At 65.9% G+C, this 22,005-nt stretch carries 23 protein-coding genes; 12 read left to right on the top strand and 11 right to left on the bottom strand.

Features of this window, described 5'->3' with window-relative positions:
* Positions 1 to 5: 5 nt before the first annotated feature.
* From AC1VNY_RS27755 to AC1VNY_RS27745, 3 genes are read right to left on the bottom strand one after another with little or no spacing between them, the layout of a single operon-like run.
* Entirely contained in the window at positions 6 to 494 is a 489-nt protein-coding gene (locus tag AC1VNY_RS27755) for a DUF3147 family protein (RefSeq protein WP_482407581.1), read from the bottom strand.
* Positions 491 to 838 (bottom strand): DUF3147 family protein, encoded by a 348-nt coding sequence (locus AC1VNY_RS27750; RefSeq protein ID WP_482407580.1) that lies wholly within the window; start codon positions 836 to 838, stop codon positions 491 to 493. The genes AC1VNY_RS27755 and AC1VNY_RS27750 overlap by 4 nt, the downstream gene beginning before the upstream one ends.
* The gene (locus AC1VNY_RS27745; protein ID WP_482407579.1) at positions 835 to 1,458 is read right to left on the bottom strand and encodes a phosphatase PAP2 family protein; all 624 of its coding nucleotides are present in this window, start codon (positions 1,456 to 1,458) and stop codon (positions 835 to 837) included. The genes AC1VNY_RS27750 and AC1VNY_RS27745 overlap by 4 nt, the downstream gene beginning before the upstream one ends.
* A 214-nt stretch (positions 1,459 to 1,672) precedes the next feature.
* Here AC1VNY_RS27745 and AC1VNY_RS27740 point away from each other — a divergent pair, with 214 nt between their 5' ends.
* Together AC1VNY_RS27740 and AC1VNY_RS27735 are read left to right on the top strand one after the other, a co-directional pair.
* Entirely contained in the window at positions 1,673 to 2,749 is a 1,077-nt protein-coding gene (locus tag AC1VNY_RS27740; protein WP_482407578.1) for a flavodoxin family protein, read from the top strand.
* 68 nt (positions 2,750 to 2,817) lie between these two features.
* Complete coding sequence (locus AC1VNY_RS27735) at positions 2,818 to 3,048, top strand: hypothetical protein (RefSeq protein WP_304497716.1); 231 nt, start codon at positions 2,818 to 2,820, stop codon at positions 3,046 to 3,048.
* 415 nt (positions 3,049 to 3,463) lie between these two features.
* On the opposite strand, the gene AC1VNY_RS27730 is transcribed toward AC1VNY_RS27735, so the two are convergent.
* The 4 genes from AC1VNY_RS27730 to AC1VNY_RS27715 all read right to left on the bottom strand — a co-directional run bounded on the left by AC1VNY_RS27730 (position 3,464) and on the right by AC1VNY_RS27715 (position 7,579).
* Positions 3,464 to 4,975 (bottom strand): L,D-transpeptidase family protein, encoded by a 1,512-nt coding sequence (locus tag AC1VNY_RS27730; protein WP_482407577.1) that lies wholly within the window; start codon positions 4,973 to 4,975, stop codon positions 3,464 to 3,466.
* Positions 4,976 to 5,204: 229 nt separating this feature from the next.
* Complete coding sequence (locus AC1VNY_RS27725; RefSeq protein ID WP_482407576.1) at positions 5,205 to 6,167, bottom strand: acetyl-CoA carboxylase carboxyltransferase subunit alpha; 963 nt, start codon at positions 6,165 to 6,167, stop codon at positions 5,205 to 5,207.
* Between the two features lie 265 nt (positions 6,168 to 6,432).
* Positions 6,433 to 7,416, bottom strand: coding sequence for a site-specific tyrosine recombinase XerD (gene xerD / locus AC1VNY_RS27720; protein ID WP_482407575.1), 984 nt, complete (start codon positions 7,414 to 7,416; stop codon positions 6,433 to 6,435).
* Positions 7,417 to 7,432: 16 nt separating this feature from the next.
* On the bottom strand, positions 7,433 to 7,579 hold the full coding sequence (locus tag AC1VNY_RS27715) for a hypothetical protein (RefSeq protein ID WP_016843561.1): 147 nt from the start codon (positions 7,577 to 7,579) through the stop codon (positions 7,433 to 7,435).
* A 145-nt stretch (positions 7,580 to 7,724) separates the two neighbouring features.
* On the opposite strand from AC1VNY_RS27715, the gene AC1VNY_RS27710 reads away from it, so the two are divergent.
* The 3 genes from AC1VNY_RS27710 to AC1VNY_RS27700 all read left to right on the top strand — a co-directional run bounded on the left by AC1VNY_RS27710 (position 7,725) and on the right by AC1VNY_RS27700 (position 10,921).
* Positions 7,725 to 8,357 carry a shikimate kinase gene (locus AC1VNY_RS27710; protein ID WP_038387778.1) on the top strand — a complete coding sequence of 211 codons (633 nt, stop codon included), beginning with the start codon at positions 7,725 to 7,727 and terminating at the stop codon, positions 8,355 to 8,357.
* A complete protein-coding gene (aroB, locus tag AC1VNY_RS27705; RefSeq protein ID WP_482407574.1) occupies positions 8,354 to 9,496 on the top strand; it encodes a 3-dehydroquinate synthase in 1,143 nt (380 codons plus the stop codon). Before AC1VNY_RS27710 ends, aroB begins: the two co-directional genes overlap by 4 nt.
* 117 nt (positions 9,497 to 9,613) lie before the next feature.
* Entirely contained in the window at positions 9,614 to 10,921 is a 1,308-nt protein-coding gene (locus AC1VNY_RS27700) for an HlyC/CorC family transporter (protein WP_028343265.1), read from the top strand.
* 150 nt (positions 10,922 to 11,071) lie between these two features.
* Here AC1VNY_RS27700 and AC1VNY_RS27695 read toward each other — a convergent pair whose 3' ends face one another.
* Positions 11,072 to 11,521, bottom strand: a complete 450-nt coding sequence (locus tag AC1VNY_RS27695) for a hypothetical protein (protein WP_482407573.1) — start codon at positions 11,519 to 11,521, stop codon at positions 11,072 to 11,074.
* A 118-nt stretch (positions 11,522 to 11,639) separates the two neighbouring features.
* On the bottom strand, positions 11,640 to 11,915 hold the full coding sequence (locus tag AC1VNY_RS27690) for a BolA family protein (protein WP_028338206.1): 276 nt from the start codon (positions 11,913 to 11,915) through the stop codon (positions 11,640 to 11,642).
* A gap of 109 nt (positions 11,916 to 12,024) precedes the next feature.
* Between AC1VNY_RS27690 and AC1VNY_RS27685 the strand changes: the two genes are divergently transcribed.
* The gene (locus AC1VNY_RS27685) at positions 12,025 to 12,663 is read left to right on the top strand and encodes a J domain-containing protein (RefSeq protein WP_038387781.1); all 639 of its coding nucleotides are present in this window, start codon (positions 12,025 to 12,027) and stop codon (positions 12,661 to 12,663) included.
* Positions 12,664 to 12,961: 298 nt separating this feature from the next.
* Here AC1VNY_RS27685 and AC1VNY_RS27680 read toward each other — a convergent pair whose 3' ends face one another.
* A complete protein-coding gene (locus tag AC1VNY_RS27680; RefSeq protein ID WP_482407572.1) occupies positions 12,962 to 14,056 on the bottom strand; it encodes a citrate synthase/methylcitrate synthase in 1,095 nt (364 codons plus the stop codon).
* A 76-nt stretch (positions 14,057 to 14,132) separates the two neighbouring features.
* Between AC1VNY_RS27680 and AC1VNY_RS27675 the strand changes: the two genes are divergently transcribed.
* Positions 14,133 to 15,356: a citrate/2-methylcitrate synthase gene (locus tag AC1VNY_RS27675; protein WP_411781937.1), complete on the top strand. Its 1,224-nt coding sequence runs from the start codon at positions 14,133 to 14,135 to the stop codon at positions 15,354 to 15,356.
* Here AC1VNY_RS27675 and AC1VNY_RS27670 read toward each other — a convergent pair whose 3' ends face one another.
* Complete coding sequence (locus AC1VNY_RS27670; RefSeq protein ID WP_482407571.1) at positions 15,357 to 16,019, bottom strand: DedA family protein; 663 nt, start codon at positions 16,017 to 16,019, stop codon at positions 15,357 to 15,359.
* Between the two features lie 292 nt (positions 16,020 to 16,311).
* On the opposite strand from AC1VNY_RS27670, the gene cobS reads away from it, so the two are divergent.
* From cobS to AC1VNY_RS27645, 5 genes are all read left to right on the top strand, one after another.
* The gene (cobS, locus tag AC1VNY_RS27665) at positions 16,312 to 17,313 is read left to right on the top strand and encodes a cobaltochelatase subunit CobS (protein ID WP_028343271.1); all 1,002 of its coding nucleotides are present in this window, start codon (positions 16,312 to 16,314) and stop codon (positions 17,311 to 17,313) included.
* Between the two features lie 3 nt (positions 17,314 to 17,316).
* Complete coding sequence (locus AC1VNY_RS27660; RefSeq protein ID WP_028343272.1) at positions 17,317 to 17,727, top strand: GNAT family N-acetyltransferase; 411 nt, start codon at positions 17,317 to 17,319, stop codon at positions 17,725 to 17,727.
* Positions 17,724 to 19,622 (top strand): cobaltochelatase subunit CobT, encoded by a 1,899-nt coding sequence (gene cobT / locus AC1VNY_RS27655; protein WP_304557354.1) that lies wholly within the window; start codon positions 17,724 to 17,726, stop codon positions 19,620 to 19,622. Before AC1VNY_RS27660 ends, cobT begins: the two co-directional genes overlap by 4 nt.
* 3 nt (positions 19,623 to 19,625) lie before the next feature.
* On the top strand, positions 19,626 to 20,714 hold the full coding sequence (locus tag AC1VNY_RS27650) for an esterase-like activity of phytase family protein (RefSeq protein ID WP_482407570.1): 1,089 nt from the start codon (positions 19,626 to 19,628) through the stop codon (positions 20,712 to 20,714).
* A 136-nt stretch (positions 20,715 to 20,850) separates the two neighbouring features.
* Positions 20,851 to 21,963: an NADH:flavin oxidoreductase/NADH oxidase gene (locus tag AC1VNY_RS27645; protein WP_482407569.1), complete on the top strand. Its 1,113-nt coding sequence runs from the start codon at positions 20,851 to 20,853 to the stop codon at positions 21,961 to 21,963.
* The last annotated feature ends 42 nt before the right edge of the window (positions 21,964 to 22,005 follow it).

The raw sequence follows: 22,005 nt of genomic DNA, 5'->3' as shown, positions 1-22,005 counted from the left end.
AGGCTTCAATGCGGCAGGCGGTCGGCCTTGCGGCCGATCACGCCGTCTCCCGGCGTCCGCGTCCGCCGTGCCGATCGCATCTCGCGACGCACATGCCAGGCCGCGACCGAGCAGATCAGCCACGCCAGCGATGCGGCGATGAAGGCGGCCGGGACGCTGCGATCCACCGTCAGCGAGAAGACGATGGCAAATGCCAGCATGCCGACCGCGCCGAGCGCCGCGCCCGCGGCATCGAGCGCCGCGGCCTGCTGCCCGCGCCATGTGCCGTCGAGGCCGGCGTTCCGCTTGCGGCGGATTTCATGCTTCTCGATCAGGGTCGCGCTGGCGCAGAAGATGGCGGGGAGTGCCAGAAAAGCGCCGCCGACATAGGCGCCGCAGGCGCTGCTGATCAGGCCGGTCAGGACGGCGACGCCGCCGCCGAGCACGAAGCGGATCAGATATTCGGTCCAGCGGCTTTCCCTGAGCGAGGACAGTGAGACGCGGACCGGTGTCATGCCTGTCCTCCGGCAACGCCCAGCAAACCGAACACGATCGCGAGCCAGACGATCAGCGCCAGCAATGTGGCGGGGGCAGCGCGGAGTCTCACGCGAATCAGCAGTTGGCAGACCACGAAGCTATAGGCGGCCAGCGCAACAGCGCCGGCCATCATCGCGCGGCTCTGCAGGCCGGCGTAGTCGGCGCCGTGCTGGTACACGGCGATGCCGAGGGTGGCGAGCGCAACCGACGGCGCCGCGCCGAACAGGCCGGCAAAGCTCTTCGGGCGCAGAATGTCGCCCAGCATCGCGAAGGCCGACACCACGGCTCCGCCCACGAGAAAGCGGATGACATATTCGCTCATCGCGCCTTGCTCCGCGGCGGATCGTCACCGGGATAGCCGGTCCATAATCGCAGCAGCCGCTCGAGAACCGCGCCGAGCCCAAATCCCGCGATTACGTCGCTCGTCCAGTGTGCGAGAACCGCAATGCGCGTCAGCGAAAGGCCGACCGCGACGGACTGGATTACGCGGCGCGCGCCGGCGGGCAATGTCGCGGCCGCCGACGCCAGCGCGCCCATATGCAGCGCGTGGCCGGATGGAAAGGCGTCGTCGCGCTTGCCCGAGATCGAGATGCCATTGGCGTGGCCGACCACGGTCAGGCGATCCGGGCGGGTCTGATTGAACAGCAATTTCAGGCCATGCGGCAGCAGCGACGCTGCGACCGTCACCAGCAGCGCGTGATTCCCGGCGCGCTCGAGCGAGGCGCCGCGCCCACGCGAGGCGAGCCACCCGGCGGCGGCGAGCGCAAGCAGGACCTTTTCGTCAGCGCCCCAGGTGAGTCCGCGGGCGATCTCTTCCGGCGCAGGTGCGGTGTTGCGGGCGATCGCACGCGCGATCATGGCGTCCGCCGCGGTCGGGCGAATTGTGATTGGGAAGGGGGCGCCTCGCTGGCGGCGTGCTCGAACTCTGGCTGTCGTAAGCATGGTCAGGTTCCAATCCAACGCGCCAGCCGCGGCATGGGTCCTATAACGGGACGTGCAAGGCGTCGCCCGAAGGAACCAAATGCAGATCGATGCTCTTGAACTCTTGCCCGTCTCGACCTGATCCCAAGGCTCAATTCCGAGGCTTCATCCCGAGACTTCGCGCGCCAACCGGGATGCACGGCGGGCGATGGATTGTAGTCAGGGAGAGGTGTCGATGACGGAGCCGGACGTTCGCAAGGGGATGCCGCCGGTCAAGCTTCCGCGCGATGAATTCGAGCGGCGCTACCGGAAGCGATTTGCCGATCCGGTCTTTCAATCCATGCAGACGGAGCTTGCGACGATCATCGCCGGCGCCTGGGACGCCTATCGTCAATCGCGCAAGGCGCCGGTTACCCGCAAGGCCGGTCCCGGTTTTGCCGATCCCGACTACGATCTCGCGGTCGATTGGCTGTCCGCGCGCGATGCCATCGACGACGCCCAGCGCAGGCACGACGATCCAAACGAAACGCCGCATATCCTGCTGATCAACGGCTCCTCGCGCAGCGAGCATACTTGTCCCGGCGAGATGTCGAAAAGCTGGCGCATGGTCGAGATCGCCGAGTCTGCCTTTCGCGAGATGGGCCTCGCGGTCGATGTGCTCGATCTGTCGCGGCTGACGTCGGAGTTCGGCAGGGAGATTCATCCCTGCAAGTCCTGCGTGTCCACCTCGATGGCGCTCTGCCACTGGCCGTGCAGCTGCTATCCAAACTACTCGCTCGGGCAGACCGACGACTGGATGAACGAGATCTATCCGCTGTGGGTGCGCGCGCACGGCATCATGATCATCTCGCCGGTCAACTGGTACCAGACGCCGACCGGACTCAAGGCGATGATCGATCGCCTGGTCTGCGCCGATGGCGGCAATCCCGATCCGACCTCAACCCACGGCAAGACCGCGAGCGAAGCCAAGGCGCTCGAACTCAAGGGCTGGCCATACCCCAAGCATTTGCGCGGCCGGCATTTCGGCATCGTGGTCCACGGCGACAGCATCGGCGCGGAAACATGCCGCCGCTTTCTTGCGGACTGGCTCACCGACATGGAGTTGATCTCGGCCGGCGGCAGGGCCGAGATCGATGGCTATGTCGGCTACATGAAGCCCTATGCAACGTCGCATCGCGATCTCGACGAAGACAGGGCCTTTCAGGAACAGGTGCGCAATGTCGCGCTGGCGCTCGGCGCCGCCGTCGACCTCGCGCGCACTGGGCATCTGGAAGATCCCGGCAAGGGGCTTGAGGACCCGCAGCCGAAGTAGCGTGGAATCCGGGTTCCCAAAGGAACGAAGGCCCCCGGCTGCCCGTTAGGCCGCGGGAGGAAGTCACAATGCGCTATATTTCGATTGCAGCTCTTGTTGCTGCTGCCATGATGAGCAGCGGTGCCGCGTTGGCGCAGCATTCCGGTACGCCATCGGAACAGAGCGCGTGCACGCGCGATGCACAGCGCTTCTGCCGGAAGGACCTCGGCAATGACGGTGCCGTGCAGAACTGTCTTCAGATGAAGCGGGCCAGCCTGAGCCGAAGCTGCAAGAAGGTTTTCGAAAGCCACGGAATGTAACGGTCGCCTGTCAGCGCGCATGCGGCGTAACGGAGCGTGGTGTTCGAACCCGCGAGCTGGCGGTGCGGCGCCCTGGGTGCGATCGGCGTCCGGCTTTCCCTGCGCGCTCTGCCGACGGAGAGGGCGGAACGAAGAGCAAAGCTCGGACAAATCATGTCGCGAGAACGTTGTGGCGTGACCCACAGACCGCGCCACACATTCAGTGTCGTCCTGGCGAAAGCCAGGACCCATTACCCCAAATGAGAGCTTTAGCGCGACGCTGGGGCCACGATCCCATTCACGATCAAGTTCGGTGGTTATGGGTCCTGGCTTTCGCCAGGACGACGACAATATTTGCGGCGGCCGCAGGGACGACACCGTGTGCTGCTTGAAATGCTTATCGCAAACGACCGGCGGCGCTGGCGTGCCGCCCTTGCTACTTCACCGCCGAGAAGCGGGTGTCGAACGAATTGGTCTGCACGACAGGCGCGGAGCCGGCGAGTTGGGTCGACGACGACGGAGCCGGTGCGGCGGCTGCGGCGGTGGTGACCTGCGGCTTCGGTGCGGGCTTGGCGGCCTGCTTCGGCTCAGCCTTGGGGGCGACGCGAACCACCGATTGCGGCTTGGCCTCGGCGACCTTCGGCTTGGCGGGTGCGGCAGCGGCCGGAGCCGGCGGCTGTGCGGTCGTCTTGCTGGCGTCGGCGGTGCCGCCGATGCCGACCTTGCGGGCAAAGCTGGAGAAGAAGCCTTCGGATTTGTCAGAGGTGGATTTGTCAGAGGCGGATTTGTCGGACGCGTTCGCCGAGGCAACGCGGGTGCCGGCCGACGATGGGGTCGCGACCGGGGTCGACGACGTCGTCGCCACGACCGGCTCTTCCTGCTGGACCGCGAGATTGGGCTTCGGCGGGTTGACCGTGCCGGGGATCGTGCCGGGCGCGCGCGCCAGCGACATCGACTGCAGCGACTGGCTGTCGCCGCCTTCGGAGAGACCGGTGTTTCCTTCCGGAATCTTCGAGGCGAAGATCGCGTTCATGCCGCCGTCGATGCCGGTGTTGAGGCGCGCCACCGGCGTGCCCTTGGACACCAGCTTGGAGGTCTCGGCGGCATCCCGCTGCTCCTTCTCGCGCACGGCGCTCGCGATCTCGTCGGGGATCACATAGGCCGGGCACTTCGCCGAGGCATCGAACACCGGATCGCGGGTCGCGTTCGGCGCCTTGACTGCGTCGAAGACGTATTTCTTCTCGCAGAAGTCGACCTTCGGCTCCTGCTTCGTCACCTCGAAATGATCATAGCCTTCCTTAATCATCTTCCAGAACGGCATGTTCGGATTGTTGCGGTGCTTGGCCATGTTCACCGGCGTCATCCGGAACGGATAGGCCTGCAGCTGGAACGCCTTCTGGCCGCCGAAGAAGGATTCGCGGCCGAGCGAGTAGATCTCGGCGATCTGCTCGTCGGTCATCGCGTAGCAGCCGCGCGAAGAACAGTCGCCATGCACCATCAGCTGCGAGCCGGTGCGGCCGAGCGCCTTGTCGAAGGCGTTGGGATAGCCGGTGTTGAACGACAGGTAATAGGCCGATTGCGGGTTCATCTGGCTCGGGTTGATCGAGTAGAACCCCTCGGGCGCCTGGCGGTCGCCCTCGCGGACCTTCGGACCGAGATCGCCCGACCAGCGGCAGATCGGATAGGTCTTGAGCAGCGCGAACTGGCCGGAGCGGTTTTGCTTCCAGACCTCGAGCTCGGCCTCCTGCTTGAACAGCCGCACCAGGATCGGCGACTGCATGTCCATGTCCTTTTCGGTCATGGCAGCGACGAGCTTTGGCGGGACCGGCTGGTTGGCCTTGGCGTTTTGCGCGAGCGAGATCTGGTCGCTGTCACAACCGGCGAGCATGACGCCTGCGGCGAGGACCGCCGAGGTCAGAAGCGCGCGTACGAGCGTGCGATGAGTCAAGTCCGAGCTCCACACCCACCGGGCGATTTTCGCGACCCCAACACGGCGAATATGCCCTGAAGCCATTGTGTAAAATATTAGCCTTCGACGACCCCTGCTCGCAACCTGAACCGGGGCGGACAGCCCTCACGGTAGCAGGCATGGTTCAAGGAATGTTAAAGACCCGGCTCGGGGCCCAATTAGGGCAAAATTGGTCGATTTGGGCGAAAAATCGGGCGGTTTGGGCGCCTCAGCCGAGCTTGCGGCCGATATCGAGAAACTTCTGGCGGCGCTGTTTGCGAATCGCGTCCGGATCAAGATTTCGTAGGTCGTTGAGCGCCTGGGCGATGGCGTCGCCCGTGGTCGCGATCATCGCAGCGGGGTCGCGATGAGCGCCGCCCGAGGGCTCCCTCAGGATCTGGTCGATCACGCCGAAGCGCAGCATGTCCTGGGCGGTGATCTTCATGCTGTTGGCGGCTTCCTGCGCCTTGGTGCCGTCGCGCCACAGGATCGAGGATGCCGCCTCCGGCGAGATCACGCTGTAGATCGCGTGCTCCATCATCAGGACGCGGTTCGCCGTGGTGATGGCGATGGCGCCGCCCGACATGCCTTCGCCGGTGACGATCGCGACATTGGGCACGCCGAGCGACAGGCAGGCGTCGGTCGAGCGCGCGATCGCCTCGGCCTGGCCACGCTCCTCGGCGCCAATGCCGGGATAGGCGCCGGCGGAATCGACGATCGACAGCACCGGGATGCCGAACCGGTCGGCCATTTCCATCAGGCGTACCGCCTTGCGGTAGCCTTCGGGGCGCGCCATGCCGAAATTGTGCTTGATGCGGCTCTCGGTGGTGGCGCCCTTCTCCTGGCCGACCACGCAGATGCTCTCGCCGCGGAAGCGGCCGAAGCCGCCGACCAGGGCCTCGTCGTCGGCGAATTTGCGGTCGCCGGCCATCGGTGTGAATTCGGTGATCAGGCCGCCGATGAAATCGGTGAAGTGCGGCCGCTGCGGATGCCGCGCCACCAGCGTCTTCTGCCACGGCGTCAGATTGGAATAGAGCTCGGTGAGCGCCTGCGCCGCCTTGTCCTCGATCCGCGCGACCTCGTCGCCGATGTCGCTGCCGCTCGCGGCAAGCGCACGCAACTCGTCGATCTTGGATTCAAGCTCGGCGACGGGTTTTTCGAAGTCGAGATAGCTGCGCATCGGGTCGGGCATCAACTCAATATAGGGAAGATCGGTGCGAGGGGCGAAGCGGTTTCGGCGTTGGAAAGAGAAGCTTTGTAACTTCAAACGGTTAACGCGCATCCGGGTGGAATGCACGCTTCGGGATCGCAAGCAGGTGACGCTCTTTCTGCGGAGACGAAGCGGAAGTCAAGGCGGATTGCTCGTAGCCCGGATGGAGCGAAGCGCAATCCGGGGAGCTATATCGGCGGAAATACCATTCCCGGATTTCGCTGCACTCCATTCGGGCTACGGACCGCTACGATTTCTCCGCCAATGGATGCAGGTCGCGCACCAGGCTCTTCAGCCGCTCCTCGACCACATGGGTGTAGATCTGGGTGGTCGAGATGTCGGTGTGGCCGAGCAGGGTCTGCACGATGCGCAGATCCGCGCCATTGTGCAGCAGATGGCTGGCAAAGGCATGACGCAGCACGTGCGGGGAGACCAGCCGCGGCGCAAGGCCGGAGGCGCCCGCAAGCTCCTTCAGGTCGCGGGCGAAATGCTGCCGGGTCAGATGGCCGCTCTCGCCGGAGGACGGAAACAGCCATTTCGACGGCGCGGCTTTCTTCGCCTTCGGCTGCATCACCTCCAGCGCCGCGAGATAGTCCGCCGTCGCCTGGCGCGAGGCGTCGTTCAGCGGCACCAGCCGTTCCTTGCTGCCCTTGCCGCGCACCACGATCATCCGCGCATCGCGCCGCGCCGCGGAGACCGGCAGCGACACCAACTCGGAGACGCGCAGGCCGGTGGCGTAGAGCACCTCGAGCAGGCAGTAGAGCCGCAGCGCGCGCAGCCGCTGCGCCGGCGAGACGTCGGTCTGGGTCAGCTCCTTGGCGCGGGTCAGCATGCGGTCGACGTCGGCGATCGACAGCACCTTGGGCAGGCCGCGGCCGCGCTTCGGGCCGGACAGGATCGCGGCCGGATCGTCGGTGCGGATCCGCTCGTTGAGCAGGAAACGGTAGAGATGTCGCATCGCCGACAGCCGCCGCGCCACGCTGGTCGACTTGAAGCCTCTGATATCGAGGTCGGCGAGGTAGCCGCGCAGCGTCTCGGTGTCGGCGTTGGTGAAATCGGCGCCGGCATGGGCGAGGTAATCGGAGAAATCGGTCAGGTCGCGCTGGTAGGCGTCGAGCGTGTTGGCGCCGGCGCCCTGTTCCGCGGCGAGCATGTCGAGGAACAACGCGGTCAGTTTGGCGTCGGAGGACTTGGCGAGGGTCTTGGCGGGATGTTTGGCAGCAGCGGGCATGCCAGAATCATAGCGCCTATTTCTTGAGGAACTTATCCGGTGGGATGGTCACCGTCATTTCCCGCGGTTTCGGGTGCACGAAATTCGCCAGCGCGAAGACGATGCCGTAGCCGATCCCGAAAATCACGGCGACGACCGTCAGGAAGCGGAACAGGCTGGGCATGGAGGCGACTCGGGCGGCGAATTAACCAATGAAATCATCCAACATGTTCCCCGCGCGGTTGCAAGAGTCGCTGGTAAGGGTGTCGCCGGGGGTAGTATAGGTGGCTCGAATTCCGAACAATTCGTCCCAATATCCGAGCTTTTTGATGTCCGACGCAGCCGTACCGGCGCCCACCCACCCGACCCTGGAGGCCGACATCGCGGCCGTGCTGGGGACGCGGTCGATCGTGCTGGTCGGCATGATGGGGGCCGGCAAGTCGACCATCGGCCGCCGGGTGGCGGCACGGCTCAAGCTGCCGTTCGCCGATGCCGACACCGAGATCGAAGCGGCGGCCCGGATGACGATCCCTGAGATCTTCGAGACCCACGGCGAGCCCTATTTCCGCGACGGCGAGGCGCGGGTGATCGCCCGCATACTCGATAACGGCCCGATCGTGCTGGCGACCGGCGGCGGCGCCTTCATGCGCGAGGAGACCCGCAATCGTATCCGCGACCGAGCGATCTCGATCTGGCTCAAGGCCGACAGTGATATCATCATGCGCCGGGTGCGCCGCCGCGCCGATCGTCCGCTGTTGCACACCCCCGACCCCGAGGCGACCGTCAACCGCCTGCTCAGCGAGCGCGAGCCGGTCTACCGGAATGCCGATCTGACGATTGCCTCGCGCGACGTGCCGCACGACCGCATCGTCGACGAATGCCTCGAGGCCCTGCATGCGCATCTGTGCGGTGCGCGTCCGGCCGACGAGCCACCACCTGACGGATTGAACGCGACCTCATGACTGCGCCCTTGAAGCATTCCGCTTCCGTTACCGTCGACGTCGCGCTCGGCGACCGCGCCTATGACATCGTCATCGGCCGCGGCGTGCTGCAGTCGCTCGGCGAGCGTGTCGCGGCGCTGCGGCCCGGCGTGCGTACCGCCATCGTCACCGACCGCACCGTCGCGAAGCACTGGCTGGACCCGACCGAGGCGTCGCTCGCAGCGGCAGGCGTGCCGACGTCGCGGATCGTGGTCGAGGAAGGTGAGGGTTCGAAGAGCTATGCCACGCTAACCGAGGTCAGCGAAGCGCTGATCGCGGCGAAGATCGAGCGCGATGACCTCGTCATCGCGCTCGGCGGCGGCGTGGTCGGCGATCTCGCCGGCTTCGCGGCCGCGATCCTGCGCCGCGGCGTCGATTTCGTGCAGGTGCCGACCTCGCTGCTCGCACAGGTCGATTCCTCCGTCGGCGGCAAGACCGGCATCAACTCGCCGCAGGGCAAGAACCTGATCGGCGCATTCCACCAGCCGGTGCTGGTCATCGCCGACACCTCGGTGCTCGACACGCTGTCGCCGCGCCAGTTCCGCGCCGGCTACGCCGAGGTCGCGAAATACGGCATCCTCGGCGACGAGGCCTTCTTCGCCTGGCTCGAGAAGAACCACGCCGACATCTTCGCCGGCGGCGCCGGGCGCGAGCACGCGATCGCGACCTCCTGCCGTGCCAAGGCGGGCGTTGTTTCCCGTGACGAGCGCGAGACCGGCGAGCGGGCGCTGCTCAATCTCGGCCACACCTTCGGCCATGCACTGGAAGCCGCGACCGGCTTCTCCGACCGGCTGTTCCATGGCGAAGGCGTCTCGGTCGGCATGGTGCTCGCGGCGGAATTCTCGGCGCAGCTCGGCATGATATCGTCCGACGATGCGGGGCGCATCGCGCATCATCTGTCCGCGGTCGGATTGCCGACGCGCCTGCAGGATATCGCAGGCTTCGCGCAGGAAGGTCTTGCCGACGCCGACGCGCTCCTGGCGCTGATGGCGCAGGACAAGAAGGTCAAGCGCGGCAAGCTCACCTTCATCCTGCTGGAGGCCGTCGGCCGCGCCGTGATCGCCAACAATGTCGAGCCGCAGCCGGTGCGCGACTTCCTGCAAGCCAAGCTGAAGGCCTAGAGCGGGATGACTCTTCCTCGGATCGTCATCGCACTCTATCTCTTTGATTTGAGCATGATCTTTTCGGAAAACCGCGACACACTTTTCCGGATCATGCTCTAACCACGGATCAATTCAGTGGGATGGTTCACCTTCTCGATCGTGCTGCTCTGTCTGTTTATCTCGGCGTTTTTCGCGGCGAGTGAGACGGCGCTGACCGGCGCCTCGCGCGCCAGCATGCTGCGGCTGTCGAAGCAGGGCAACACCGATGCCGGCGTGGTGTCGAAGCTGTTCAACATGCGCGAGCGCATGATCGGCGCGCTGCTGCTCGGCAACAACATCGCCAATATCGGCGCCTCGGCGCTGGCGACCGGCGTGTTCACCGCCTGGTTCGGCGATGTCGGCGTGCTCTATGCCACCGCGGTCATGACCGTGATGGTGGTGGTGTTCGCCGAGGTGCTGCCCAAGACCATCGCGATCAACGCGCCCGACCGCATCTCGCTTTTGGTCGCGCGGCCGATGCGGCTGACGATCTTCGTGCTGGGGCCGCTGCTCACCATCATCGAGACCATCGTGCTGGCGCTGATGAAGCTGCTCGGCATCAAGGTCGGGGCGCATCAGGCGGTGCTGTCGCCGACCGAACGCCTGCGCGGTGCGGTCGATCTGTTGCATCACGAGGGCAAGGTCGAGAAGCAGGACCGCGACATGCTCGGCGGCTTGCTGGATCTCAGCGAGCTGCAGGTCTCCGACGTCATGGTCCATCGTACCGAGATGACCATGGTCAACGCCGACCTGCCGCCGGAAGAACTGGTGCGCGAGGTGCTGGCGAGCGAATACACCCGCATCCCGCTGTGGCGCGAGAAGCCGGAGAACATCGTCGGCGTGCTCCATGCCAAGGACCTGCTGCGCGCGATGCGCGCCAACGACGGCGACATGTCCGCGATCGATGCCACCGCGATCGCGCTGCCGCCCTGGTTCGTGCCGGAGATGCGTCCGGTCTCCGAACAGCTGAAGGCGTTCCGCCGCCGCAAGACCCACTTCGCCCTCGTGGTCGACGAGTATGGCGAGGTCGAAGGCATGGTGACGCTGGAGGACATCCTGGAGGAGATCGTCGGCGACATCTCCGACGAGCATGACGTCGTCGTCGCCGGCGTGCGGGCCCAGCCGGACGGCTCGGTCGTGGTCGACGGCTCGGTGCCGATCCGCGATCTCAACCGTGCGATGGACTGGCGCCTGCCGGACGAGGAGGCGACCACGGTCGCCGGCCTCGTGATCCACGAGGCGCGCTCGATCCCGGAGCGCGGCCAGAGCTTCACCTTCCACGGCTTCCGCTTCCGCGTGCTCCGCCGCGAGCGCAACCGCATCACCGCGCTGCGCATCGTCGCCGTCCCGCGCGAGACCGAGCTGGAGGAGAAGAAGCCGAAGCGGGCGGGGACGGCGTTCTAGCGCTGGGCGGCAAGCGCAAATGCGCCACCGTCACCCTGAGGAGCCGCGAAGCGGCGTCTCGAAGGGTCGACGGCCACCGGCGGGGCCGTGTATCCTTCGAGGCTCGCTTCGCTCGCACCTCAGGATGACGGGTCTGATGGATGTGCCTCGCTACTCGATATCGATCGAGATGCCCGACAGCTTCCAGGCGCCGTCGGAGGGGATGAAGCCGAGCTGATACTTCACCTGCTTGGGCGTGGTGTCGAAATGCCCCTTCAGCCGCAGCACGCCCTTGTCGTCGATCTTGGCGTCCTCATCGAGCACGATCGGCTTGGCCACCACGGCGTCGAACACCGCATGCTTGTCGACCAGATCCTTGAAGATGGTCTTGAGCTTGTCCGGCGGAAACTGGTCGCGGAACGGCTTTGAGATCTTGGCGTGGAACACGGTGAAATTATTCGCTGCCACCGCATCGTTGAGCGACACCAGGATGCTCTTGATCAGCACCTCCTGGACGAACGGGCTCGGCATGTCCAGCGCCGAGGCCGGACGCATCGCGCAGATCAGGAGCAGGCTGGCGGCGGTGACGATCGACCGGAAACGTGGCCAGCAAGGGATCATCGATGGCCCCATATCATGCGTGGCGGTGCAATCCGTAGTTTCACCTGCTCACCTATGGAGCAGGTCCATCCTGTTCTCATAAAGGAAAACCACTGCTTCGTCTTGAGGCAAGCGCGCACTAGCGCGGCTTTTCCCCGGGGCCGTGGGCGTGGATCGCCAGCGCATGCACCGAGCCGGCGAGTTCCTGCGCCAGCGTCGCATTTATCATGCGATGGCGTTCGATCCGGCTCTTCCCTTCGAAGGCCGGAGACACAATATATACCCGGAAGTGCGTCTCCCCGCCTGGCCTGTGGCCGGCGTGGCCCTCATGCAGATGTGACTCGTCGACGACGTCGAGGCTTTCCGGCAAGAAAGCTTCACGCAACTTGTTTATGATAGCGTCTTTGGTGCTCATGGCGGCGGAGTTAGGTTCGCGACAGCTTTTCGTCAATGGTGCAAGCGGGAAACGAGGTCTGCGCAATGTCAAGACTTGAAGATTTGTGCATTGCGTAGTCAAAGAGAACATGCCGATCGATTCATCAAAATTCTTCGACTCCATTCGCATCAAGCCGACCAAGGTGAGTGCGAAGCGCCAGGCGCAGGCCGGCGAGCAGGCCGTGACCTGCGAGTGGGCGGGTTGCCAGAACAAGGGCGCGCATCGCGCCCCGAAGGGCCGCGAGAATTCGCGCGAGTATTGGCACTTCTGTCTCGATCACGTCCGCGAATACAACCAGTCCTACAATTTCTTCCAGGGGATGAATCCTGACGATGTCGCGCGCTACCAGAAGGACGCGCTGACCGGCCACCGTCCGACCTGGAAGATGGGTGCCAACAACGGCAAGAAGGGCGAGAGCGGTCTCGATGCCGCCGCCGATCCGTTCCACGTGTTCTCCGAGCTCAACGGCCGCGGCCGCTGGCGCCCCGGACCGGGCGGCGCGGAGCCCAAGCCCGAGACCCGCAAGATCATGAACGCCGAGCGCAAGGCGCTGCAGGTGATGGGGTTAGGGGCCGAGGCGACGCTCGAAGACGTCAAGTCGAAGTACAAGGCGCTGGTCAAGCAGCACCATCCCGACGCCAATGGCGGCGACCGCTCGACCGAGGATCGCCTGATCGAGATCATCAAGGCGTACAATTATCTGAAGACCGTGGTGCGCGAGGCCTGAGCTCTCTCGTCCTCGTCGCCCCTGCCTAGTGCGCAGTTGCCCACGGGAGCAGGGGCCCATAACCACCGGCCGTTATCGTTCGCACAAGATGTCTGCCCGATTGCCCCATCGATGGGCCGCGGCGTATGGGTCCCGGCCTTCGCCGGGACGACGGCGGAGTGTGTGGCTCCGCCATCGTCCAACGGTGCAGTTTTGTAGCCCGGATGAAGCGCAGCGCAATCCGGGACCCTTCTATCCGAGGTCACACCGCTCCCGGATTTCGCTGCGCTCCATCCGGGCTACGGGTCGGCGTTAGCTCTCAGCCCTTCGGCATCGCCCCGACATAGGACGAGCTCGGCCGGATCAGCCTTCCGGTGCGCCGCTGCTCCAGGGCGTGCGCGGTCCAGCCGGCGGCGCGGGCCACCGCGAAGATCGGCGTGAACGCCTGCCGCGGGATTTCCAGCCCATCGAGCAGAATCGCGGTGAAGAACTCGACATTGGTCTCGAGCGGCCGCTCCGGATTCTTCTTCCGCAGTGCCTCGCGGATATAGGCCTCGACCTCGGCGGCAAATGGCAGGTCGGCACCACTGGCCTCGAGGCGCTCGATCGCGACCTTCAGCACGTCGGCGCGCGGGTCGCGCACGCGATAGACGCGGTGACCAAACCCCATCAGCCGTTCGCCGTGCGCCAGCGCGCCGTCGACCCAGGGCTTGATGCGCTCGCGCGTCCCGATCGCGTCCAGCATTTCGAGCACCGGCTCCGGCGCGCCGCCATGCAGCGGGCCGGTCAGCGCGCAATAGCCGCCGGTGATCGCCGCGAACAGATCGGCCTGGGTGGACGCGATCACCCGCGTGGTGAAGGTCGACGCATTCATGCCGTGGTCGCAGACCGTGACGAGATAGGCGTCGAGTGCGGCGACCTCGCGCGGTTCGGTCTTGCGGTTCAGCAGCATCCGCAGCGTGTCGGCGGCGTGGCCGGCATTCGGGTCCGGCGCGATCGGGTCATGTCCCCTGGCGCGCTGGACCAGGGCGCCCGCGATCACCGGGAAGGCGCCGGCGATGGTCGCCTCGTGCTCCAGTCCGTTCTCGCCGCGGAGGCCGGCGATCGCGGCCCGGAAACCGTCGACGATCGACATGCCGCGCGTCGCCGGCAGCAGGTCCGGCAGCCGCGCGAAGGCGCGTTCGCGGGCGGCGCCGAGGCTGGCGCGGACATTGGCTTCGCTCAGCGCCTTACCGGTGGCGCCGTTCCACAGCCGCGCCGTGACGCCCTCGAAGCTCGACTTGTCCGCGAGGTCGGCGACGTGCTCGCCGGCGATGATCAACTCGCCGCGCTCGCCGTCGACATGGCTCAACACGGTCTCGGCGGCGGGAACGCCGTCCAGACCGATCCGGCTCTTGGTGAGATGCATATTCATGGCCTGATCTCCTTGCTTAACCCCTTCAGGGTCAGGCCTCTCGACGAGTTGATCAATCTTGATTATATAAATCAATATGAAAAAATCCGCCGAGCTTTACCTCTCCGCCCGGGAGGCCGCGGCCGAGCTCGCGATCTCGCCGGCGACCCTCTACGCCTATGTCAGCCGCGGGCTGATCCGCTCCGAGCCGTCGCCGGATTCGCGCAGCCACCGCTACCGCGCCGAGGACATCAGGGGGTTGAAGGAGCGCCGCGTGCCGTCGCCGGAGCCGCGCGGCTTCCGCAATTTCGACGCCGACCTGCCGGTGATGGATTCGGCGATCGCGACCATTACCGAGCAGGGCCCGATCTATCGCGGCGTCAACTGCGTCGAGCTCGCCGAGCGCGACACGCTGGAGCACACCGCGACGCTGCTGTGGGACGTCACCGGCGTCGATCCGTTCGCGCCGGACAATTGTCCGCAGGTCTCGGACGAAATGCGCGCCATCGCTGAGGCCGCGCGCCGCGCCCAGCCGATCGACCGGACGGTCGCCGTGCTGGCGCTGGCGGCAAGTGCCGATCCCGGCGCCTTCACGCGCGCGCCGGATGGCCGCGCGATGGTCGGCGGCCGCATCTTGCGGCTGCTGGTCGCGACCATGCTGAACGCTGCGCCATCGAACGAGCCGCTGCACGAGCAGGTGGCGCGGGTCTGGACGCCTGACAACAAGCACGCGCCCGACCTGATTCGCCGCGCGCTGGTGCTGCTCGCCGATCATGAATTGAACGCCTCGACCTTCACCGCGCGCTGCGCGGCATCGACCGGGCTCAATCTGTACGACGCCGTGATCGCGGGTCTCGTCGCACTGAAGGGCCCGATGCATGGCGGCGCCGGCGTGCTCGCCTCGCGCCTCGTCAAGACGATGCTCGACAACGACGTTGCGCCGGTGGTTCGCGAGCGCGTCGCGCTTGGCGAACGTTTCGCCGGCTTCGGGCACGGCGTCTACAAGAAGGGCGATCCGCGCGCGATCTCGCTGCTCGAGGCGCTGACGCGGGCCGGCGCGCCGCGCAAATTCACCAGGGAAGTCCCGGAGCGGATCGCGGAGGCGACCGGCGAATTCGTCAACATCGACTACGCGCTGGCGGTGCTGGTGCATGCGCTGCGGATGCCGGCGGGCAGCGAGCTGGCGCTGTTTGCGATGGCGCGCAGCGTCGGATGGATCGCGCATGCCAGCGAGCAGCTTCAGCTCGGCAAGTTGATCAGGCCGCGTGCCCGCTATGTCGGCCCGGCACCCGGGCGTGGCGGGACCACCAACAGCATCTAGCTATTTCGCCGGCTTGGCCGGTTCGATCAGGCTGCCGCCATGGCGGCGGCGGATGGTCCAGATGGCCAGCGCCAGGATTACGGCGCCGCCCGCGACCGCAAACATCCAGAGATGCTTGCCGACATGGCCATGATGCGGCAGGCCGGCATAGTCGTGCAGCGCGGTCACCGCGAGCACGCCGGGCAGCACATGCGCCGGCGCCCAGAGCAGGATCGCGGGAATGTTGACCGCGTAGAAGCGCGCCGGCGGCATGTCGAGCGCGCCGGCGGTGATCGGCACGAAGGCGCGGATCGGCGGCACGAAGCGGGCGAAGAACACCGCGAGCACGCCCCAGCGATTGAAGAACGCCTCGCTCTGCGCCACCACGCGCGGATAGTTGGAGAGCGGCCAGGCCGACAGGATCTCGCGCTGGCTGCGGTGGCCGATCAGATAGGCGGTGCCGTCGCCGAGCATCGCGCCGGCGGCCGCCGCGGCGAGCACCGGGAGCAGCTTCAGTTCCCCGCCCGGCACCAGCGCGCTCAACGCCAGGATGATGGTCGAACCCGGCACCAGGGAGCCGATCACCGGAACCGCTTCCAGCAGGGCGGCCAGAAACAGCGTCAGATAGGCGAGCCAGGCATGGGCCGAAACGAACGCGATGAACGGGTCAAGGAATGAAGTCACAAAATTCCCATGCAGCGGTGATATCGACTTGAGAGCTAACAACTCCCTGCCGGGGTGAAAAGTGCCTCGGAAAGCCAGGGCGCCCACGCGCTGCGGCAAAAGTACGGCGTGATTCGCAGGGCAGCCTTTCAAAAACCGGCGTCCGGACCTATCTTCATGATAGGACAACGGAACTTTGATTGGCCCGCGGGCTTCTGCCGGCCGTTGCTCTCTGCTAGGCTTGTGCCTAGCACCCCATCCGCAGCCAAACGATTAATCTGGTTTCGGGAATGCCCGTGACCTCGGAGGATGAATGACGACCGCCGTCCAGACCAAAACACAAGAACCCGTCGTCGGCTTGCCCGACATGAAGGTGTCGGTCCGGCAGGTCTTCGGGATCGATAGCGATCTGGAAGTTCCCGCCTATTCGGAAGTCGATCCGCATGTGCCGGAAACCGATCCGGACTATCGCTTCGATCGCGCGACCACGCTCGCGATCCTCGCCGGCTTTGCCAAGAATCGCCGCGTGATGGTCACCGGCTATCACGGCACCGGCAAGTCGACCCACATCGAGCAGGTTGCGGCCCGCCTCAACTGGCCCTGCGTGCGCGTCAACCTCGACAGCCACATCAGCCGTATCGATCTCGTCGGCAAGGACGCCATCGTGGTCAAGGACGGCAAGCAGGTCACCGAATTCCGCGACGGCATCCTGCCTTGGGCGCTGCAGCATAATATCGCGCTGGTGTTCGACGAATACGACGCCGGCCGCCCGGACGTGATGTTCGTGATTCAGCGCGTGCTGGAAGTCTCCGGCCGCCTGACGCTGCTCGACCAGAACAAGGTGATCAAGCCGCATCCGGCGTTCCGCCTGTTCTCGACCGCCAACACGGTCGGCCTCGGCGACACCTCGGGCCTCTATCACGGCACCCAGCAGATCAACCAGGGTCAGATGGACCGCTGGTCGATCGTCACCACGCTGAACTACCTCGCCCATGACGAGGAAGTGGAGATCGTGCTGGCCAAGGCGCGCCACTACCGAACGCAGGAAGGCCGCGACATCGTCAACAAGATGGTGCGGCTTGCGGACCTCACCCGCAACGCCTTCGCCAACGGCGACCTGTCGACGGTGATGAGCCCGCGCACGGTGATCACCTGGGCCGAGAACTCGGACATCTTCAACGACATCGGCTTTGCGTTCCGCGTCACCTTCCTCAACAAGTGTGACGAATTGGAGCGGCCGCTGGTCGCCGAGTTCTACCAGCGCTGCTTCAACGTCGAGCTGCCGGAATCCTCGGTCAACGTGGCGCTCAGCTAGTCCATGCCGAAAATCTCCGTCGAGCGCACAGTCACACAGACGAAGAAAGCGGTGCTCGGCGGATTGCTCCACTACAACAACGAGAAGATGGGGAAGCAGAAGTACAAGCGCTTCGCCATCTCGCTGCGGCAAGGCGACGAGATTGTCGGCGGCATCGTCGGCGAGGTCTGGACCGCGGTGTTGTTCATCCAGTTGTTCTGGATGGAGCAGAAGTTTCGCAACAAGGGCTTTGGTGCGAAGCTGATCAAGGCGATCGAGGACGAGGCGCGGCGCTTCGGAGCGACGCGATCCTATCTGGATACGATGAGCTTCCAGGCGCCGGGCTTCTACCGCGCCAACGGATATAAAGAGTTCGGTTCGATTGAGGGGTATCCCGGCGGCGTAACGCGCCATTGGTTTACGAAATCGCTATGACAACCTCCAACATCAAATTCCGTCCCGGATCCAAGGAAGCGCCGACCGAGCCGTTCAAGCGCTCGGTGTCGGCGTGCCTGAAGGCGATCGCCAAGAAGCCGGAGCTCGAGGTCTCCTTCGCCGCCGAGCGCCCCGGGCTCGCGCCCGGCAAGGCGCGGCTGCCGGAGCCGGCGCGCAAGATGACCAAGCGCGATGCGGCGATCGTGCGCGGCCACGCCGATTCGATCGCGCTCAAGATCGCCTGTCACGATCCCAAGGTGCATCGCAAGCTGATGCCGGGCAATCCGCAGGCGCGCGGCGTGTTCGAGGCGGTCGAGCAGGCGCGCGTCGAGGCGATCGGCTCGCGGCGAATGGCGGGCGTTGCGAAGAACCTCACCGCGATGCTCGACGATCATTTCCACCGCGGCAAGTACGACGAGATCACCGATCGCGCCGACGCGCCGCTATCGGATGCGCTGGCGATGCTGGTGCGCGAACGTCTCACCGGCATGGCGCCACCCGCGGCCGCCAAGAAGATGGTCGATCTCTGGCGTCCGACCCTGGAGGACAAGATCGGCTCGCGGCTCGACAAGCTCAGCCGTTTCACCGAGGACCAGGCGAGGTTCGGCGACCTCGTCCATGATCTGCTGTCGGCGCTCGATCTCGGCGACGACCGCAACATGGATTCCGACGATGACGACGACCAGGACGAGAACCAGGACGGCGAGAGCGATCAGTCCGGCGCCGAGGGCTCGCCCGACTCCGATGCCGCGCAGGAGATGAGCGCCGACCAGGCGCAGACGTCCGCGGAAGAGATGAGCGAAAGCGCGATGGAGAGCGCGCAGGCCTCCACGTCGGACACGTTCGACGACGGCGAGCTCGGCGACGACGAGACGCCGGGCGAGGCGACTCGGCCGAATGCGCGCGGCCAGAACGAGCCGCGCGGTCCGGAATATCACGCCTTCGCGCCGAAGTTCGACGAGGTGATCGCCGCCGAGGACCTCTGCGATCACGACGAGCTCGAGCGTCTGCGCTCCTATCTCGACAAGCAGCTCGCGCATCTGCAGGGCATCGTGGCGCGGCTCGCCAACCGCCTGCAACGGCGCTTGATGGCGCAGCAGAATCGCGCCTGGGATTTCGATCTCGAGGAGGGCATCCTCGATCCGGCGCGGCTGTCGCGTGTCGTCACCGACCCCTATCATCCGCTGTCCTTCATGCATGAGAAGGAGGCGACCTTCCGCGACACCGTGGTGACGCTGCTGCTCGACAATTCAGGTTCGATGCGCGGCCGTCCGATCACGGTTGCCGCGACCTGCGCCGACATCCTGGCGCGCACGCTGGAGCGTTGCGGCGTCAAGGTCGAGATCTTGGGCTTCACCACCCGCGCCTGGAAGGGCGGGCAGTCGCGCGAGTCGTGGCTTGCCGCCGGCAAGCCGGCCAATCCGGGCCGCCTCAACGATCTCAGGCACATCATCTACAAATCGGCCGACGCACCCTGGCGTCGCGCGCGAAAAAATCTCGGCCTGATGATGCGCGAGGGCCTGCTCAAGGAGAACATCGACGGCGAGGCGCTCGACTGGGCGCACAAGCGCCTGCTCGCGCGTCCCGAGCAGCGCCGCATCCTGATGATGATCTCCGACGGTGCGCCGGTCGACGACTCCACGCTGTCGGTCAATCCCGGCAACTATCTCGAGCGGCATCTGCGTCACATCATCGACGAGATCGAAACCCGCTCGCCGGTCGAGCTGATCGCGATCGGCATCGGTCACGACGTGACGCGCTACTATCGCCGTGCCGTGACCATCGTGGACGCCGAAGAGCTCGGCGGCGCCATCACCGAAAAGCTCGCCGAGCTGTTCAGCGAGACTCACGGCTCGGCGCCCGCGCCGGGCATCCGGCGCCGCCTCCACTCGTGAGACATGCGCTCACCCCCTAGCCGCCGCCGTTTCCTCCAGGGTGTGGCGGCGGGGCTGTCGGCCGCCGCATTGCCGCGTCTGGCGCAGGCACAGAGCGCGACCCAGCCGCCGGCAACGCCGAGGCCGGCTGCGAGGCCGAGCCCCTACCGGGTCAACGAACCGGTTTCGATCGACGTCAACGCACGGCCGCTGCCGTCGTTCGACACCCGCGATCGCGCGCGCACGCGGTTCGGCGCGCTGGAGTATCGCAGCGGGCTGATCCTGACCTCGTCGTTCTCCGGCTTCGGCGGCCTCTCCGCGCTGCGGCTCGATCCCAAGGGCGAGCGCTTTATCGCGGTCAGCGATCAGGGCAGCTGGTTCACCGGTCGCATCGTCTATCGTGGCCGGGAGATGGTCGGGCTCGACGACGTCGAGGCGGCACCGCTGCTCGGCGCCGACGGCAGGCCGATCACCGTGACCCGCGGCTGGTATGATTCGGAATCGCTCGCGCTCGACGGCTCGTTCGCCTATGTCGGGCTCGAGCGGGTCAACCAGGTGCTGCGCTTCGATTTCGCCAAGGGCTTTACCCGCTCGCGCGGCGAGGTGGTGCCGCTGCCGGCGGCCGCCCGCAAACTTCCGAACAACAAGGGGCTGGAGGGCCTCGTCTTCGTGCCCAAGGCCACGGGCCAGCCGCTCGCCGGCACGCTGATCGCGTTCTCGGAACGCGGGCTCGATGCGAGCGGCAATTTGATTGCCTTCCTGGTCGGCGGCAAGACGCCGGGCCAGTTCAGCGTCCGCCGCACCGAGAATTTCGACATCAGTGACGCGGTCCTGCTGCCGTCGGGCGGTCTGTTGATCCTGGAGCGGAAATTCTCCTGGTTCGGCGGAGTCGGCATCCGCATCCGCCGTCTCGCGCTGTCCGATATCGCGCCCGGCGCCGTGGTCGATGGCCCCGCGATCTTCAATGCCGATCTCGGTAACGAGATCGACAACATGGAAGGCATCGACGCCCATGTCACGGAGGCGGGCGAGACCGTGCTGACCATGGTCTCCGACGACAATTTCTCCCTGATCCAGCGCAATCTGCTGCTGCAGTTCACGCTGGTGGACTGAGGCGCCGGCCCGGAGGGGCGCCGTCAGGGCATTGCTGATCTGCGCCCCGGCCTGCGCGGCCTTCCGGACGGTTGGTGATCGGCCGTGGTGCCTCTATCTTAACCGGGCCCTCTCCCCGATCCCGGATATCCGCCGCATGAGCACCCTGTTTTCCCCGATCGAACTACGCGACCTGAAACTCTCCAATCGCATCATGGTCTCGCCGATGTGCCAGTATTCGGCCATCGACGGCTCCGCCAACGACTGGCACTTCACCCACATCAACATGCTGGCCCTGTCGGGCGCGGCGATGTTTTGCATCGAAGCCACCCATGTCGAGGATATCGGGCGGATCACGCCGGGTTGCCTCGGTCTTTACAACGACGCCAACGAGGCAGCGCTGAAGCCGATCCTGGCCTCGGTGCGCAAGCATTCGAAAGCGGCGGTCGCCATGCAACTCGCCCATGCCGGCCGCAAGGCGTCGAGCCAGCGCCCTTGGGAGGGCGGGCAGTTGATCCCGATTGCCGAAGGCGGCTGGCAGACGGTCGGACCATCCGACGTCCCGCACAAGGAAGGCGAGGCCGCGCCGGTGGCGCTCGACGACGCCGGCCTGAAGCGCATCCGCGAGGCCTTTGTCGCGTCGGCAAGGCGCGCCGACCGGCTCGGCATCGATGCGCTCGAGCTGCACGGCGCGCACGGTTATCTGCTGCACCAGTTCCTGTCGCCGATCGCCAACAAGCGGACCGACCGCTATGGCGGCTCGCTCGAAAACCGCATGCGCTTCCCGCTGGAAGTGTTCGACGCCGTGCGCGCCGTATTCCCGGATCACAAGCCGATCGGCATGCGGGTGTCGGCGACCGATTGGGTCGAGGGCGCCTGGGACCTTGCGCAGACCATCGAGTTTGCCAGGGAGCTGAAGAAGCGCGGCGTCGACTGGATGGATGTCTCCTCCGGCGGCGTCTCGCCGTTGCAGAAGATCCCGCTCGGGCCGGGTTACCAGGTGCCGGCGGCGCAGGCGGTCAAGGAGGCGACCGGCGTCACCACGATGGCGGTCGGCCTGATCACGGAAGCGAAGCAGGCGGAGGAGATCGTCTCGTCCGGCAAGGCCGACATGGTCGCGCTCGCCCGCGGCATGCTCTACGACCCGCGCTGGGGCTGGCACGCTGCCGCCGAGCTCGGCGGCGAGGTGAGCGCGCCGCCGCAATACTGGCGCTCGCAGCCCTCGACGCAGAAGGCGCTGTTCGGCAAGACCACGTTCGGGACGCGCTAAGTTCACCCACTGTCATTCCGGGGCGGTCCGCAGGACCGAACC

The organism is Bradyrhizobium ferriligni (assembly GCF_056837965.1).
This window is presented reverse-complemented; position numbering and strand designations above follow the sequence as displayed.

Bases quoted from the DNA above. Each gene is read 5' to 3' on its own strand.
- AC1VNY_RS27750 (WP_482407580.1), bottom strand. From the start codon at position 838: ATGAGCGAATATGTCATCCGCTTTCTCGTGGGCGGAGCCGTGGTGTCG.
- AC1VNY_RS27735 (WP_304497716.1), top strand. From the start codon at position 2,818: ATGCGCTATATTTCGATTGCAGCTCTTGTTGCTGCTGCCATGATGAGC.
- cobT (WP_304557354.1), top strand. From the start codon at position 17,724: ATGACAACCTCCAACATCAAATTCCGTCCCGGATCCAAGGAAGCGCCG.
- AC1VNY_RS27685 (WP_038387781.1), top strand. From the start codon at position 12,025: ATGCCGATCGATTCATCAAAATTCTTCGACTCCATTCGCATCAAGCCG.
- AC1VNY_RS27745 (WP_482407579.1), bottom strand. From the start codon at position 1,458: ATGCTTACGACAGCCAGAGTTCGAGCACGCCGCCAGCGAGGCGCCCCC.
- AC1VNY_RS27740 (WP_482407578.1), top strand. From the start codon at position 1,673: ATGACGGAGCCGGACGTTCGCAAGGGGATGCCGCCGGTCAAGCTTCCG.
- AC1VNY_RS27660 (WP_028343272.1), top strand. From the start codon at position 17,317: ATGCCGAAAATCTCCGTCGAGCGCACAGTCACACAGACGAAGAAAGCG.
- AC1VNY_RS27695 (WP_482407573.1), bottom strand. From the start codon at position 11,521: ATGATCCCTTGCTGGCCACGTTTCCGGTCGATCGTCACCGCCGCCAGC.
- AC1VNY_RS27710 (WP_038387778.1), top strand. From the start codon at position 7,725: ATGTCCGACGCAGCCGTACCGGCGCCCACCCACCCGACCCTGGAGGCC.
- aroB (WP_482407574.1), top strand. From the start codon at position 8,354: ATGACTGCGCCCTTGAAGCATTCCGCTTCCGTTACCGTCGACGTCGCG.
- AC1VNY_RS27645 (WP_482407569.1), top strand. From the start codon at position 20,851: ATGAGCACCCTGTTTTCCCCGATCGAACTACGCGACCTGAAACTCTCC.
- cobS (WP_028343271.1), top strand. From the start codon at position 16,312: ATGACGACCGCCGTCCAGACCAAAACACAAGAACCCGTCGTCGGCTTG.
- AC1VNY_RS27725 (WP_482407576.1), bottom strand. From the start codon at position 6,167: ATGCCCGACCCGATGCGCAGCTATCTCGACTTCGAAAAACCCGTCGCC.
- AC1VNY_RS27755 (WP_482407581.1), bottom strand. From the start codon at position 494: ATGACACCGGTCCGCGTCTCACTGTCCTCGCTCAGGGAAAGCCGCTGG.
- AC1VNY_RS27715 (WP_016843561.1), bottom strand. From the start codon at position 7,579: ATGCCCAGCCTGTTCCGCTTCCTGACGGTCGTCGCCGTGATTTTCGGG.
- xerD (WP_482407575.1), bottom strand. From the start codon at position 7,416: ATGCCCGCTGCTGCCAAACATCCCGCCAAGACCCTCGCCAAGTCCTCC.
- AC1VNY_RS27690 (WP_028338206.1), bottom strand. From the start codon at position 11,915: ATGAGCACCAAAGACGCTATCATAAACAAGTTGCGTGAAGCTTTCTTG.
- AC1VNY_RS27675 (WP_411781937.1), top strand. From the start codon at position 14,133: ATGAAAAAATCCGCCGAGCTTTACCTCTCCGCCCGGGAGGCCGCGGCC.
- AC1VNY_RS27680 (WP_482407572.1), bottom strand. From the start codon at position 14,056: ATGAATATGCATCTCACCAAGAGCCGGATCGGTCTGGACGGCGTTCCC.
- AC1VNY_RS27650 (WP_482407570.1), top strand. From the start codon at position 19,626: ATGCGCTCACCCCCTAGCCGCCGCCGTTTCCTCCAGGGTGTGGCGGCG.